General features: G+C 58.7%; 17 protein-coding genes. All 17 read right to left on the bottom strand.

Annotated elements, in window-relative coordinates; all coding sequences use genetic code 11:
- Nucleotides 1-18: 18 nt before the first annotated feature.
- The 17 genes from BLV48_RS04040 to BLV48_RS03965 all read right to left on the bottom strand — a co-directional run bounded on the left by BLV48_RS04040 (nt 19) and on the right by BLV48_RS03965 (nt 14,868).
- Nucleotides 19-1,008: a contractile injection system protein, VgrG/Pvc8 family gene (locus BLV48_RS04040; protein ID WP_091823485.1), complete on the bottom strand. Its 990-nt coding sequence runs from the start codon at nt 1,006-1,008 to the stop codon at nt 19-21.
- Nucleotides 1,005-1,433, bottom strand: a complete 429-nt coding sequence (locus tag BLV48_RS04035; protein WP_091823482.1) for a phage tail protein — start codon at nt 1,431-1,433, stop codon at nt 1,005-1,007. The genes BLV48_RS04040 and BLV48_RS04035 overlap by 4 nt, the downstream gene beginning before the upstream one ends.
- A 2-nt stretch (nt 1,434-1,435) precedes the next feature.
- Nucleotides 1,436-4,255, bottom strand: a complete 2,820-nt coding sequence (locus BLV48_RS04030; RefSeq protein WP_091823479.1) for a phage tail tape measure protein — start codon at nt 4,253-4,255, stop codon at nt 1,436-1,438.
- A gap of 24 nt (nt 4,256-4,279) precedes the next feature.
- On the bottom strand, nt 4,280-4,405 hold the full coding sequence (locus BLV48_RS19445; RefSeq protein WP_302847863.1) for a hypothetical protein: 126 nt from the start codon (nt 4,403-4,405) through the stop codon (nt 4,280-4,282).
- A 58-nt stretch (nt 4,406-4,463) separates the two neighbouring features.
- A complete protein-coding gene (locus tag BLV48_RS04025) occupies nt 4,464-4,589 on the bottom strand; it encodes a GpE family phage tail protein (protein WP_091823476.1) in 126 nt (41 codons plus the stop codon).
- A 14-nt stretch (nt 4,590-4,603) separates the two neighbouring features.
- A complete protein-coding gene (locus BLV48_RS04020) occupies nt 4,604-4,948 on the bottom strand; it encodes a phage tail assembly protein (RefSeq protein ID WP_217632944.1) in 345 nt (114 codons plus the stop codon).
- 63 nt (nt 4,949-5,011) lie between these two features.
- On the bottom strand, nt 5,012-5,521 hold the full coding sequence (locus BLV48_RS04015; protein WP_091823473.1) for a phage major tail tube protein: 510 nt from the start codon (nt 5,519-5,521) through the stop codon (nt 5,012-5,014).
- A 15-nt stretch (nt 5,522-5,536) separates the two neighbouring features.
- Entirely contained in the window at nt 5,537-6,709 is a 1,173-nt protein-coding gene (locus BLV48_RS04010; RefSeq protein WP_091823470.1) for a phage tail sheath protein, read from the bottom strand.
- 106 nt (nt 6,710-6,815) lie between these two features.
- Nucleotides 6,816-7,193 carry a hypothetical protein gene (locus tag BLV48_RS04005; RefSeq protein ID WP_091823467.1) on the bottom strand — a complete coding sequence of 126 codons (378 nt, stop codon included), beginning with the start codon at nt 7,191-7,193 and terminating at the stop codon, nt 6,816-6,818.
- A gap of 4 nt (nt 7,194-7,197) precedes the next feature.
- Nucleotides 7,198-8,034 carry a glycine-rich domain-containing protein gene (locus BLV48_RS04000; RefSeq protein ID WP_091823463.1) on the bottom strand — a complete coding sequence of 279 codons (837 nt, stop codon included), beginning with the start codon at nt 8,032-8,034 and terminating at the stop codon, nt 7,198-7,200.
- Nucleotides 8,034-8,852 carry a hypothetical protein gene (locus BLV48_RS03995; protein ID WP_091823459.1) on the bottom strand — a complete coding sequence of 273 codons (819 nt, stop codon included), beginning with the start codon at nt 8,850-8,852 and terminating at the stop codon, nt 8,034-8,036. Before BLV48_RS03995 ends, BLV48_RS04000 begins: the two co-directional genes overlap by 1 nt.
- A gap of 12 nt (nt 8,853-8,864) precedes the next feature.
- Nucleotides 8,865-11,117, bottom strand: coding sequence for a hypothetical protein (locus tag BLV48_RS03990; protein ID WP_091823456.1), 2,253 nt, complete (start codon nt 11,115-11,117; stop codon nt 8,865-8,867).
- A 9-nt stretch (nt 11,118-11,126) separates the two neighbouring features.
- Complete coding sequence (locus BLV48_RS03985) at nt 11,127-12,317, bottom strand: phage tail protein I (RefSeq protein ID WP_091823453.1); 1,191 nt, start codon at nt 12,315-12,317, stop codon at nt 11,127-11,129.
- Nucleotides 12,310-13,254 carry a baseplate J/gp47 family protein gene (locus BLV48_RS03980; RefSeq protein ID WP_091823450.1) on the bottom strand — a complete coding sequence of 315 codons (945 nt, stop codon included), beginning with the start codon at nt 13,252-13,254 and terminating at the stop codon, nt 12,310-12,312. Before BLV48_RS03980 ends, BLV48_RS03985 begins: the two co-directional genes overlap by 8 nt.
- On the bottom strand, nt 13,251-13,595 hold the full coding sequence (locus BLV48_RS03975; protein WP_217632943.1) for a GPW/gp25 family protein: 345 nt from the start codon (nt 13,593-13,595) through the stop codon (nt 13,251-13,253). Before BLV48_RS03975 ends, BLV48_RS03980 begins: the two co-directional genes overlap by 4 nt.
- The gene (locus BLV48_RS03970) at nt 13,592-14,206 is read right to left on the bottom strand and encodes a phage baseplate assembly protein V (protein ID WP_091823447.1); all 615 of its coding nucleotides are present in this window, start codon (nt 14,204-14,206) and stop codon (nt 13,592-13,594) included. Before BLV48_RS03970 ends, BLV48_RS03975 begins: the two co-directional genes overlap by 4 nt.
- A gap of 188 nt (nt 14,207-14,394) precedes the next feature.
- Nucleotides 14,395-14,868 (bottom strand): hypothetical protein, encoded by a 474-nt coding sequence (locus tag BLV48_RS03965; RefSeq protein WP_091823444.1) that lies wholly within the window; start codon nt 14,866-14,868, stop codon nt 14,395-14,397.
- Nucleotides 14,869-14,880 lie beyond the last annotated feature (12 nt).

The following is a 14,880-nucleotide window of genomic DNA, read 5'->3' as shown; positions in this document are numbered from 1 at the left end:
GCGTACTATAAAAGTATGCTAGCCCTTCACCTCCATCTCCACCTTCGTCGTAAACCCACTCTCATTCAGTGAATGAGCCAGGCGCACGATGATCCAGTCGGCCCCGTCGATATCCGGCTTGTAACCCCTGACGGTTACAGCCGTTTCGGGTTTTAGCGTCGCTTCGCCCTTTGCCCGGTTAATAGTCAGCTTTGACAGTGCCCGGTTCAGTGCGCGCAGCTCGGCCGTTGCGGCCAGCATGGCCTCTTCTTGTGACGAGTAAGTATGGCTATGGCGCAGCACTTTTGTGACGTCTTCAGTGCCGGCGGTTTCGGTCTTTTGTTCGCCGGTTTCCGTGTCGTGCCAGTGCGCTTGTACACCGGTGTAGCGGTTGGGCCTGTCAGACCTACTGAAATGATGGGTGTCGCCATCCTGTCGGTGCAGTGTAATGCCTGGTACCGGTTGGCCCTCGGCAGTTTGCCCTGATCCGGCAGGCGAGAACAGCAGGCGCCCGTCTTTGATGGCATGTAACGCATCGTATCGCTGCCCCAGGCGTAGTAGCAGGTTGTGATCGGATTCATCGGTCTGGTCGATGTGCTCAATCACCACGTTTGCCAGGTCGGCGTGCAATACGGGCATCAACCCACTGCGTGCCGCTACGATGCCTAAAATGCCGCCCAGGGTGGTTTTATGCCAGCTCTCTTGCCGCTTTTGTTTCAGTGGGCTGACAAAGTCGGCAGATCGGGCGCGAACGGTGAGGATATCCGGTGGGCCTGAGAGGCTTGCCTCGTCGAGCAGGTATTTGCCCTTGTATGTCAGGTCGCCATCCCAGCCGATCCAGACCTGTATTTCAGCGCCACTGGGGGGGATGGGCACGCGGCCATCGTGGTCTGATATGACGATGTCCAGCTGGTCGGCTTTGTCGCCGCGCTCGTCGGTCAGTGTCAGGTTGACAAGGCGGCCACTGACCTGTGGGGTAATGTCGTTGCCATTGACCTGTAGCCGGTAGCTGGGTTTGTAGCCCCTCATCGCAGCAGCTCCCTGGCGTTGGTTAGCATGCCCACCATGTCGATCAGGTTGTCATCAACCCGGGCGATCGTCAGCGAGAATTCCAGCCGGCGTGGCCGGCTGTCGATTCTGTGCAGGGTGCCGGTTTCGGTCAGGCCTTCCATCACCCACAGCCCGAAAACGGTGCCGGTGGCGTCGACCAATACCTGTGGCAGGCCCTGATCGGCCTGAACGCGCAGTTGACCAATCGAGGTGGCATCGCCGGCCAGCTCAGGTGCGATCCAGCCGCTGAGGGTTATTACGTCATCCCCCTGGCCCACGTACTGCCGGGCAGGGCGTTGCCCCACCCGGTTGTTTGCAGCCCACCGCCAGTTGTTCTGGCGCTGCAACTGCTGGTAACTCAGGGTGTTAATGCCGAATACAAACCGGCCAAGGCACATCAACATGGTCAGTCCTCATCACTGAAGTGTGAGCGGGTAGCGGCCAGCTGCTGCTCGTGCAGGCGCTGAACCTCCACAGCCACCAGGCGTGCAACGGCATGTTCATCCATGCCAGGTGCGGCATGGACATGGATCTCGCCAATGCTCAGGCTATTGCTGGCCGGTGCGGCCTGCCGCGGTTGCAGGGCAGGGCGGTTGTCGAGCTGGATGCCGCCGGCGCCTGCAAAGGCTGGTTGTGCGGCAGTGTCATTAAAGCCCAGCTGCTCACCCAGCCAGCCGCCTGCGGCTTTGAGTTTGTCGAAGGCGCTGTTCTTCAGGTTGCCCAGGGCACTGCGCAGCTTGCCAGCCAGCTCACGGCCTTTTTCCAGCAAACGGTTGCTGATGCCTGCGATGCGCTCTAAAACGCCGCCTTCGCCGTCACCCAGCCCCTGCTGCAGGCCGCCCATCACATCACCGCCGTGTGCGGCGAATACGCGGCTGGGGGAGTGGATGCCCAGCTTTTCTTTGAACCAGCCCGATACGGATGCGGCGATGTTCGTGATTTTGTCCTTCACCTGCGTAATGCCACCGGTCAGGCCGTTGATCAGCCCCTGAATGAGGTTGCCACCAAACTCGCTGAACTTGGCGGGCAGCTCGATACCTATCAGCCCCAGGCCTTTTTGAATGGCGGTATACATCAAACTGATGGGGTTCCAGTTGAGAAGCAGCTGACCGGCTGCGCTGAGTGCCTTGCTGAATACTTCGCTCAGTTGGGCGGGCATTTCAATGCCCAGCTGTGACAGCCCTGCGCGTATACCCTTGTACAGCAGGCCGATAGGGGACCAGTTGATCAGCAAGGCAGTGACGCCGGCAATGCCGCCATCGAACGCCGCTTTCACTTGCTGCCATAGGCTTGCAAAAAATGCCTTGATTGGCTCCCAGTTGCGGTAGATCAGATAGGCAGCGGCGGCGATCGCGGCGATGATCAGGCCGATCGGGTTTGCAATCAGTGCGGCTGTGATGGCTTTAATGCCACCGGCAACCAACGGTAATGCAATTTTGCCCAGTGTCAGCAGCACGGGGCCCAGTGCTTTGAACATGCCCAGCAGGGGTGCCATTTTCATCAGCCCCGATATGCCAAACATGACGGTGCTGGCTGCGAGCCCCAATGCGCCAAGCACTGTGACAACAGTGGCCGTGATGGCTGCTATTCTGACTAGCCAAGCGGCGAGTTCCGGGTTCTCTTTCACCCAGGCAGTAACGAGCCTGACGGTGCTTGAGAGGGATTGAACCAGCTCACGCAGCGCGCCCGTTTCTTTTTCGAACAGTTGGGTTTTTAGATCATGCCAGGCACCGGTCAGCTTGCCGAAGTCGCCGTTCAGATCTTCATGCAGAGTTTTACCCAGCCTGTCAGCAGCACCTGTGGTCTCACCCAGAACATCCTTGGCGCCGCCCAATGCTTCCAGAAAGTCGGGGATTTTATCGATAGCCAGATCTTCAACCGGTGTGCCGAACAGGGCAACGGCCGCGTTGGCACGCTCAGCCGGGTCGGTCAGTTCCAACAGCCCTTTGACGGTTGCCTGCAGGGCCTTTTGGGCATCATCACCCCCCGTTGCTATGGCACCCGACATTGTGTGTGCATTCAGCCCGATCAGCTCGTATGCCTCAACACTGGCCTTGGACATGTCAGAGCCACGGATAGAGAACTCTTTGATGGCATCGCCGGTTTTGTCCAGAGCGTACCGGCCTTGTCCCGCCATCTGAACCAGAAGGCTCATGGCTTCCTGGCCGTTAAAGCCCATGCCCCTGAAGTGGGTGCTGTATTCATGCAGGATATCAGGCAGTTCACCTCGCATTTCGGCGGTGACGTTCTGCATGCCGCTGGTGATGAGATCAAAGGCCTCATCGGCACTGCTTGCCAGCCCGTTTTTCAGCATGAGCTGGGCCATCTGAATTGACTGGTTGGTATCGGTTCCAAAGGCACTGGACATGTGCAGGGCGTGGCGGGCAATGCGCTGCAGTTCGGCTGCACTGGTTTCGCCCAGGCGGCCAAAAGCCGACGCGGCACCATCAAGCGCGTTGGCAATTTCACCCACTTCAGCCAAGCTGCCATCGGCTTTGATAGCGTTGATAATGTCGGTGTAGCCCTCGGCCTGTGTGCTGTCTTGCCCCTGCCGGGCAGCGATCAACGAGCCACCGGCCTGTGCCTGTACAACGGGTGCCATCATGCCGCCCATCCCGCGCAGGGCCAGCGTGCCACCACCCAGTGCTGCAGCACTGTGGCCAGTCAGGGTCATGGCGTTACCACGGATTTTATCGGCTTTGGCCTTGATGGCGTTCAGGCGCTTTTGCTGGTCGGCCAGTGCGGCCAGCTTTTGTTTCTGTTCGTCGATGATGCCGTTGGCTTGCCGCATCTGTCGCTGCAGGCTGTTTTGGTGACGGTCGAGCCGGTCGGTATGGATACCACTTTGGCGAAGCTGTTGGCTTAACTGCTGCAATTTGTGTTGGTTGCCCTGGTGGGCAGTTTTCAGCTTGCGGGCCGCCGCACTGGCTTGCTCAAACTCGCGTTGCAATTTTTTGGTAGGGTTGGCCGTGCTTTTTAGTTCGCGTGCCAGTGCAGCCGCTTTCTGTTGTTGTTCACGCAGGGCATTACTGCTGTCACGGGTGGCTGACTCTAACTTGCGAAAGCTGGAGATATCCCGCTGTTGCTGCTTGAGGGCTTGAAGCTGCTCTTGCGCGGCCTTCAATGCATCGGCTGTTTTGCCACCGTCACGGGTAATGGCTTTGAGTGGGGCGCTGGCTTTGTTGATGGTGTCCAGGATCAGCTGGACGCGCAGATCACGCGCCATGGCGGCGCGCCTCTGAAGGATGGATCAGTCGCGAGGGGTACGGAATACGTTGCGCAAGGTGGCCGCGATGAACGAGCCCGCGCCGTACAATGCGCCAAAGCACATAAACAGCAGCAGTGCTACGAGTGTCCAGATAATCAGGTGCTCCATGGGGCTGGCTCCTGTGTGGGTGTGTGGTCATCATAGCAAATTCACGCTCCTGTTGCTGTTACGTGCCGCCGGAATCACCCTCCCAGCGCCTGCGCGCCCGTTCTCGCCAGTCCATCAGTTCAACCAGTTCCATGTCGGCCATGTCGCAGGGCCGCCAGTGGAACACCATGGCGATGTCCGCCATGGCTTCGTCTACGCTTACAGGTACGCTTCTTCCTTGCGCTGCTTCTGCACGAAAAAACCCACCAGCTCCGTGCCTACGGCGGTCAGGTCGGCGGGGTCCATGTTGTCAACGTCCTGCTCGGTCAGGGTGGGGTGGCTGATGCGCGGCAGCAGCTTTTTCAGGCTGTTCACGTCCAGCTGCAGCACATCCTGCAGGCTGAGGCCGCGCAGCTCGCCTGATTTCGGCTTGCGCAGTGTAATGGTGTTAATGATCTGCTCGCCGCGCTTGATCGGCTCGTCGAGCATGACGGAGTAGGGCGGTAGCTCTTTGGCTGTGGTGGTGACTTCGTTCAGGTTCAGATCAGATTTTTCGGTTTTCATGGTGTGCATCCCGTTGCAGTGAAAAGGGCCGGGCAGTTGCAGCTGACCGGCCAACGTCGATGATTAAAGGCCGATTGCGCGGCGCTGGTTTGCGAGGCGGTCTTCCCCGTCGACGATCTCAACCATGTTGATCAGGTCGATCTCGATCACGGGTTCACCGTTGATGCTGAGCTTGTAGTAGCTCAGTTCTGAGGTGACTTTAAATTCGGTGCCTTCGCCAGGCTTGGCGGTGCCCATGTCAATCTTGCTATGACGGCCGCGCGCGACTACTTCAACGGCATCAACATCGCCGGTGTCATCGCGCTGATATGCGCCGGCAAAACGCAGCTGAACGCCATCGTGGGTGGTGATGCCATACTGGCGCAGGGCATCGTCCATGAGCCCCCCGCAGGTCCATTCCATGGACAAGGCCTCCTGGCCATGATCCGTCTTGACGGGGCCGTTCATACCGCCACCCCGCCAGTCTTCCATTATTCGTTCCAGCCCCGGCAGGGTGACTTCACCCACTTCACCGACATAGGAGAGGCCATCGTTAAACAGGTTCATGTTCTTTAGTTTGCGTGGCAGAGCCATGGGGTGTCCCTCCTGTTATGCGGTGATCTGGCTGGCCAGATCGACCAGGTAGCGATCAGTAATGCGCTGGTGGAACATGAGGTTTTCCAGCGGCGGCACCGGGGTGTAGTCGTAGTCGATATAGAGCTTGCCGCTCTTCAGTGTTTCAGGACTGTTGACGCTGTCGTCATACCAGGCGGTGCCGTCGATGATGTACCCCAATGACTTCAGCTCGCGGAACTTGGCATTGATGCTCTCGATGATGTCGCGGATCAGGCTGGCATGCATCGGCTTGTCGATCGCCCACATGTGAGCATCGGCCATGGTGTCGGCGAGTACTTGGGCCGTGCGAACGTGGCTCTCAAACGCAAACAGCGGATCGTCTGTGCAGGTGCGCGACCCCCAGAAACGGAAGCCTTTGCTGTTGACCAGGGTGGTGACTTCGGCCGCGTTCAGGTAGCCGGCATCGGTTGCAGGGTTAAGCAGATCCCAGTAGATGTCTTTACTGATACCCGTCACCCCGTTTACAGGGACGTTTGACAGGGTTTTGTGCCAGCCTTGTTCTTCATCGATTTTGGCGCGCAGGCCCAGCGCACGGGCCGTGGCGTGCAGTGTTGTCGATGCATTGGCTTCGGAATCCCAGCCGATGAAGTCAGGCCAGATCACCATGACTTCACGCTGGCCGAAATTCTCGCGGTAGGTGACAGCCTCTTCTTTTGTCGCGGCCCCAAATGCACTGATATAGGCAAACGCTCGCAGCTGCTGTGCAATGCCTGCCAGCTCAGTCGCCACGGGCAGATCATCAAGCCCTGGCACACCCAGAATGCGTGGCTTCACACCCACGCTAGACTCGGCGGCCAACAGTGCTTTCATGCCGGTGTATTCACCCGTGGCGGTTACAGCACCGATCAAATTGGTGGTGGTTTCGGCTGCGTCGGCTCCTTCGGGCACACGTACAACGACAATCACGGGGTTGGTCTGATCTGCGATCGCGTCCAGGGCTTTTGCCAGGGTGCCGGTTGTGCCGGCTTTGCTGATCGCACGGGGCATGCTGGTGACAAGTACCGGTTTGTTGGCTGGGAAAAAGTCGGCATCTGCATCGTCAGCGGTGGCAACCAAACCGATCACGGCCGTCGATACGGCCCGGATCGAGCGGGTGCCTTCGTTGATCTCGATGACGCGGACGCCGTGATGGAAATCGGTCGCCATGGGGCTCTCCTGTTGATTCAGTGTCACCAACAGTGTGCCCCTGACACGCGCGCGGACGCACGGGGTGGGACTTGTATCGATACGCTATACAAGCCCGCCCTGTGATTTATTCGATAGAAAAGGTGGGGTTGTCCAGAATTTCGCGGGCACGTTCCAGCGTTAGGATGCCCTGGGCGACGACATAGGCGATGCCCTGGTTAAGCTCCGGGTCGTCTTGCGCGACCACCGGGGTAGCCTCAAGGTCGTCCATGAATATCTTGATCATGATATCGGTTTCAGTGGCTTGGTACAGTGCGACTTTCTCGGCGGTATAGAAACGCTTGCGGAAGTCGATTAATGGCCAGCGGAGTGGTTCTGGGGTGGTAGTTATAATAGGATCAGGTGCCTGCTCATAAAAATCGTAGTTATCTGCGACAAAGTTTTCTGAGGCGACTATACGGTTTATCTCTTCGCCGTTTGTATCTTTGATTATGTAAGTTGGCATATTTTTAACCCCACACTTTAAATAAAACTATTCCATCGCCACCATTACCTGAAGATGCACTCACATCCGTATTATTTGCCCCCCCAGAGCCCGCCCCTGCGATAGCATTTGCACTAAATCTTGTGGCTGAGGTTCCACCAAATGCCTCACTAATACCTCCGATACCTCCAACATTTAGCAAGAATCGATCTCCCGAAAATATCTGAGCTGAGTTTCCAATAGCGGTCGCAGGTCCCATATTTGCGGGCGCGCCTGCTGATAAACTATTATCTGAAGCGTTTGCCGCAGCTATGCCATCACCCGCAAGGCCTACTGACCCGCCGCCACCAGCAGCGTTGGCGTTTGTGACCGAAGATTGCGAATACGCATCACCGCCTTTCCCGCCGGTAAAATTAAAGTCGCCTCCAGAACCTACACCACCGAGACCACCTATACCGTCACGGCCAGAGACTTCGCCTTTCAGACCACCCGTGGCTGACATTGAGAAGCCGGCGATATTTATTACTGTTGTACCGCCATCGAATCCGTTTGCTAACGGACTGTTTTGGGATGCAGAAACACCTGCACCACCTGCACCGATAATAATTGAAACAGTATCCCCAGCCTTTAACTGGAGCTTTAATTTAATCGCCGACCCAGCAGCACCACCGCCGCCACTGGCATAATACAAGACACTACCACCTGAATTCCGTCGTACACTGGCAGCGCCCGAACCGCCACCTCCTACAACCAAAATATCGACTACCATGTCTGCAGGTACTACAAATGTCCCACTCTCTACAAACTCAATAAAAAAACCGCCGCCACCGCTGCCACCAAAGAACCGACTCAAATGACTCATTAAAATACCCTCCAGTCACCGCCAAAATAGATCAAATCAATCGCAGCGTTTTCAATATCTATATTCATGTTTTCCGCGAGTCCCATGATGGTTTTGCCATTGCGATTGATCACACAGTTATGTGTGCCGAAACTGCCGGTGGCATCGACAATACCGATTTTGTCACCGTTGCTCGGCGTATCAGGCAGGGTGAGCGTGACGGCACCGGCCGAGGTGTCTACTAGGTAGCGGGTTTGAAGCGCTGCCCCGGCATTGACTGCGATCGCTTCTATGCTCCACTTGCTTTCGCGCTGCTGGAGCTGCGTGCTGGTTTTTTCAGAGCTCCAAAGGCCTGAGTCTGATACTTCCGTGTCATCAATCAGCGAGTCCACGTGCTGGTTAACCTGCTCCTGCAGGGCGGTAATGGACTGTGACACCTGTTCCTGAATGTCATTAATCGACTGGTCCAGCGCCGTTTGCAGGTTGTTGAGCAGCTGCTGGCTGCTGCTGAGCAGCTGACTGGTGGATGCCAGCCGTGCTTCAGAGCCATCCAGCAGCGGCTGAATTTCCTGCTCGATCACTTGCTCGGTAAAGGCTGTGACTTGCTGCTGTGCCTGGTCCAGCACCTGGTTGATGTCATCCAGCACGGGCCGGATGTGCAAGTCGATACGGGTCAAGCCGAGGTCTCGCAGCTGGTTAACCTCGGTGCTCCAGCTGACTTTCAGCCGTTCCAGCATGTCGATCCGCGCGTCGATATCGGCCCAGATGGCGTTGAAGTAGGCCTGACCCAAGCGGGTCTGGCCATCACGCATCAGGTAGTTCTGCAGCCGGTTTGCCATGTGTGCCTCCGGTTACAGTGCAAAGTCGTACCGCTCGGCGACGTGGAAGCCACGGCGCGAGTCAGTTGTGTTGCCATCCAGCCGAATGGCGTATTCGGTGGTGGTGGCCCCCAGGCTGAAACGTGACTCAAGCCAATGGCTGCGACCGTCGACATAGTCGGTCGTTTGTGAGGTTGCGTTTACCGGGTTGCCATCCACGATCAGTGCGACGGCCAGCGTATGCACGGCGGCGTCGTAGTCTTCCAGCAGAGTGCGTACGATGATGGTGTCGCTGGCGGTTGCCAGGGTGCGTGTGGTGGAGTAGTGGCGGAAGCTCGTGCCGTTTTGGCGCAGGATCACTTCGCTGCCGTCCAGCTGCAGCCCCGGCATCAGATCGGTTGTGCCGGTGAATACGGCACGCAGGGGCAACAGCGGGGGCGATACGCTCAGGGCTTCAGCGTTGCCCGCTTCAATGGGGTACCACTCGCTGCCAATGCGGTATTCAAAGGTCAGCTCTGTGCCGTCTGGCCGGAAGCCCTCAAACAGCATGTCGAGGTCATGGATGCCGCCGGCCTGTTCCAGGGCCTTGAGCTGGATGACGGCACGGGGGCTGTTGAACTTGGCGAAGTTTAGCCGCAGCATCAGGTCACGCTCGCTGGCTTCCACAAAGTACTCACGGTCCTGTGAATACATCAGAATGCCCTGGGTGTACTCGGTGCCCTCGGTAAACCCGAGGCGATGGGCGCCGCCAGAAATTACCACCAGGGCATAACGCTTGCCCGCTTCGATAAACACGGGGCGAGACCAGGGCACACGCTGCCAGCCGGCTTCAAGGCCTGCAGCGCTGAGCGTGGCACTTGCGAGTACTTTCTGCGTGTCGGGCTGGCCATTCTTGACCGCAGTCAGCATGACGGTGACCGCGCCATCGGCGGCAACACTGGTAAAGAACAGCTCGGCACTGGTATGCCAGCCGGTCTGGGCGCTCAGGAATGTCTGGGCGAGTATGCTGCCCTGCACTGTGTGATTTGTGGCGGCTGCATCCCAGTAGGCTTCTTCGTATTCATCCACCCAGTATTGCGTAATGCGCACCCAATGGGTCAGGCCACCGGGGCCGTCACGGCGGCCGTGGTCATCAGCGACGTTAAAGGTCTCGCCGTTTTTGCTGAAAATGCCGGTGGCGATGTCGTACTCACCCGAGCGCCAAAACGCGCTGTTGGTGCAGACCGTGCGTGCCTCGCCATAGCGGATGCGCGTGCGGGTCATGGTGCGCTGGGTCGTCTCGATGGTTTGGTATTGGTACTGGTTGATGGTCAGCTCGCCGGCGCGGTTTTCCATCCTCAGGCGGACCTGCTCGGTGTAGGCCGGCAGCAGAAAGCCGCCTTCGCTCAGGCTGGCAGCGCCATCCAGGGGGTTGTCGATCGCCAGTGCTGTGGTGGTGGCGGCACCGGGTGTGCAGCGAACGCCTTCTTGCAGCAGTGCGCTGTAGTCAACCGGTGTGGTATCGGTTTCGCGGTCATCCAGGTAGTGGTCGGCGCCATAGAAGACGTAGTCGTCTGGCATCTCCAGGCGTTCTTTCACGCGGGCCATGTCCATGGCCAGCTGCATGGTGTGCTCAAGCGTGGGGCGGCGGGCAACGCTGTCAGCCAGTGCCGAAATGTCGCTCTGGATGTGGGCAATACGGGGCTCTGCCGTGGTGATCCAGCCTTCCAGGGCGTTGATGCGGCCGGCTACCTGCTGCAGGTTGGGCAGACGCCGAGCCGTTGCCAGCACGATTTCCTGAATGCCTGAGCTGTTCAGTCGCACATGGGCGATCAGGGTATAGCCAGTCGGCGGTTCTGGCCGTTCGGGTGTGGGTGATTCAAGCCCCTGGGCAATGTGGACCTCCGCGACACGGGTGCGTTGCATGGCGACCGTTTGAGGCTCTACCTCACGCGATTGCAGATCGATCAGGAAGTCACGCGGCTCCATGCTGGTATCGACTTCTTGCCCGATCAGCGACACGGCCAACCACTTTTCATCCTGCAGCGGCAGCATGGAAAACACGCTTTTCAGCTGGGTGCTTTCGCTGGCGTACACCTTGCCGGTGCTGCCGTCGTACAGGCGGCCGGGCTCGATGGATAGCTCGGTGGCTGAGTTGGAGCTCACCGCCATGCCGGTAAAGTGGCGGTCGTTTGAGATGGCATCTCGCACCACATGGCTCAGCGCTTCGTCAGCCCAACGCTGGGTGTTGTCGAGGTCTGCAGCCTGCAGCTCCTGGCGGTCGCGGTACAGTACTGATTTTTCCATGGTGAGCTCCTAGCGTTCAATAATTTGGCCGGCGATCACGTCACCGGCCAGCAGGTGTTGACGCGCAATCACAGCGCGAGAATTTCGGGTATCAATCAAGATTTTGTCTGCCTCGGCACGCATCCACTGCAGTGCCTTCAGTGGCGCATCCAGCCGGGCTGCTGATGAGCGGCCGGCGGGAAAGTGCCCGCCCAGGCAGTCATCGACATGCCCCGAACGGGATACCGTGGCCGCAACTTTGATGCGGGCTTCGATGTGGAAAGGCGGCATACCCAGCCGTGTGGCGCCCAAGTGCGCAGGGCTGGCCGTGGTGCGGCCGGTTACGGTTGGATCGTGCAGGTAAATGCGGCGGTAATAGCGCGTTTCGGTATCCAGGCGGCACAGGTGCCCACCCACTGGCAGGCCGAGCAGGTATGCCCCCGGTCGGGCAGCGCGATCGCTGACAATCTCAACATCGGTACTCAGCGGCTTTAGGGATGGCGCCACGGCGCGGATAGTGAGTGTGGCGGTGTTGTAGTGGTACGCCTGCTGGTTCAGCGTGTACAGGCGGTGCCGTGCGCTGCCGGTTGCAGGATATCCGGTGAACCCACCCACGTGCATACCCCATGACACACCGTTGCGTGCTGCGCTCAGGGTGGCATTGCCGGTAGCTGTGGCGGTATCCCATTCCAGCGTTGTCAGGTCGTCGGTTGACCCATCGGGGTGGTGGATGACTGTGCGGGCGGTTGACCGGTACACGGCATCGCTGCGGTGGGGTGCGTCACCGACAAAGCAGGCGCCCAGGGTAAAACTGGTGTTGTGGCTACGGCCCCGGCGTGGATAGACGCGCAACTGCGGCATGGCCGCGAGCCAGTTTCGGCGGGCCTGATCCGTCCAGCCACCCAAAAAGGTTTTGGCCGGGGGTGACACCAGGTGTGTCACTTTGGCATGAGCCAGGCGGGCGGCGGCTTTCAGGCCACTGGCTGTACCGATCTGGCCGTGCAGGGCATGGCTGCGCTGGATGATGTCGCGGCGTGCGGCCGGGTCGTTGGGCCATACGGGCACGTCTTCGCCCCATGCCAGCCATGGCAGTAACGGCTCGGGTATTGTGTCGGGGGTGTGCAGGGTGCGCAGCACATCCGGTGACAGGTCGTGAATGCAGGCCTGCTCCAGCGCGATATCCAGCTCTGTTTTGTTTTGTGGCAGCAGTGACTCAGTCATGGCGTACCTCGACTGTTACATCGATGGCGGTACAGACGGCCAATTCACCGGGGCCGCATGTGATGTCGGCCACTGGCTGGTCCAGCTGGACGGTGCGTGCCCCATTGACCAGCAGCGCAGCTTTCAGGGCAGGCAGGTGGATGTCTACGCGGAACTGAGCCAGCGATCGGGCTACGGCGGCAAGTTTTGCCCGTGCCTCTGAGGCAACTTGGGCTGGGTCTGGCCCCGGCGGCACGATGAGCGTCCCGGTTACCTGGTAGGGTTTGATGACCGCTTCACGGACGCGCAGGTCTACGCCCAACACGCGGGTGTCGTCGTCAAACAGGTGGGTATGGGCGGCAGCAAACGCGGGGCTGTTGCGGGTGCCTGGTACGTATGGCTCAGTCTCATTGTTGCCAAACAGAGCCTGCCCGATCGCACGCTGCTCGTCCGATACTGTGTCGGCTGCGGCAACGTCCCGTGTCAGCAGGCCCACATAGACCACGCCGGGTGTGGTCATCCAGGCATCGGCGGCCACCACATCGGGGTGGGCGTTGCGGGCGGCCAGCCGGTACCGGTTACGCGGACCCGTGGCAGACACTTGATAAAACGCCAGCTGGATACGTTCACGCAGGGCGGCATCTGGCTCGCCTGGCAGGCGGGTGATCTGGTACCGGGCGGCGATATTGTCCAGATCGGCCCCCATCGCCGTTGCCACCATGCCCGCCTGGGCGGCTTCGTTAATTCGTTGACGCAAGATCAGTTCACGGTAGGCATTCTCTTGCAGGTGCTTGGTCAGCGGCTCTGATTCCAGCTCCAGTGTTTGTGCGATCGCGGCTTGCTGATCAGCGGGGAATAGCGCAATCAGGGCCGCTTTGCGTTCAGCCAGTAGCGTCTCGTAGTCGAGGGTTTCGATAACGGCCGGTACCGGCAGGCGGCTCAGGTCGATGATGCTCATGCAGTACTCCCTACCGGTACGGTAATGGTCAGATCAGCGTCGAGCAGGCTGCACTTGACCTCGACGGTTGCCCCGGCCGGGGCATTGAACCCCATTTGAATGCCGGCGATTTTGACACGCGGTTCCCAGCGCATGATTGCGGCCGCCGTGGCGGCGTACAGGCGCAGCACAGTGGTGCGATTCAATGGCTGGTCGATCAAATCCGGTACCAGGCTGCCGTACTCGCGGCGCATGACGCGGCTACCGATCGGGGTGGTGATGATGTCGGCAATGCTCTGGCGCACGTGGTCTTCCAGATCCGCGATTGCCGTGCCGGTGGTTACGTTCATACCCAGCGTCATTTGGTTGGCTCTCCGGTCAGGGCGGGGCCTGGCGCCACTTTGTCATGTTTGTGGTGCTGGGCAGAGATGCCGTCAGAGGTCATATCGCCATCGGTTTGAGTGACTGGGCCTTTGAGGTACAGGTGCTCGTATTCCAGGGTGACGGTGCCGTTGACGCTGATTTTTACATCGCGCTCGACATTGGCATTGAGGTCACCCCGCGCGGGGCTTTTGCCTGATTCGGCTGTGCCGATGTTGAGGTCCAGATTGCCCATGGTGCGCACGCTAAGGCTGTTGAGCTGGCTGTCGTACATGATGACGCTGCCGTCATTGAACTCAATCAGGTCGATGTGGGGCTGATCGCTGGGGGTGTCGAGTTCCTGGGTGTACAGGATCTGGATGATCACCGCCTGTGCGGGGTCGCCCGAAGGGCAGGCCAGCACGACTTGAGTGCCGGTGCGCAGCGGTCGCCAGCGGCGGAAGTTGCGGCCCACCTCGGCAGGCCATGCCAGCCAGTTGGTGAGCAAGCCACCGGTTTTGACACGGAGTTTGCGCGCAGCGTGGTCCACCTCGGCGATGGTGCCCAGGCGGATGATGGATTCAATGCGGCGGTTCAGGTCGGCGGTATTCATACCCCGATAATGCACAGCCCTCGCGCGAGAGTAGAGCTAGGGTGTGTGTATATCGGGGTTATACAAGCAGGCCGCCAGTGGGTGGCGGCCTGCTGGGGTTTACTTCAGGGAATCAAGCGCGTCTTGCACTTGCTGCATGATGCCTGTCAGGCGTGAGTTCCAGCCCCGAGGGGCTGGTCAAGAACTGATTAATAGAACTGAAAGAGCTCTAAGATCAGGAGTTGGACTGGGAAACCATTTGCTGATGTGAATTTCTGAACACCCAATACTCGATATGGGCCGGCTTGAAGCTCTTCCCCTTGATGCCAGCTTGTATCAGCCATGACAAACTGAGGGTAGTTTTCGCCATTGAACTCATGCCTGAACAGCGTGATGTCACTCAGGCGCTGGATTGCTTGAAACCTTTGATCGTAGTTTTCTGCAATTACTACAGCGTTTTCGTAATCAGGAGCAGCCGTATAACCCTTCTCTAAGGCATTCACTTCAGTCAAAACGCCACACAATATCTTTTTGATATCAGGGTCTTTTTTCTGGGCCAATGCCAAGATTTCATTGTTTGTTTTGTTATGGGCTATGGAGGAAGCGGGGGAGTCGCACAACACATCTGCTAAAGCAGGGTTACTCAAAAGCAATAAAGCCAAGGCTATGTGTGAGAGTCGCATGTCTCAGTCCTT

This window comes from Marinobacterium iners DSM 11526 (assembly GCF_900107855.1).
Classification (GTDB): domain Bacteria; phylum Pseudomonadota; class Gammaproteobacteria; order Pseudomonadales; family Balneatricaceae; genus Marinobacterium; species Marinobacterium iners.
The sequence above is the reverse complement of the archived record's forward strand: the minus strand, read 5'-3'. Positions and strand labels throughout refer to the sequence as shown.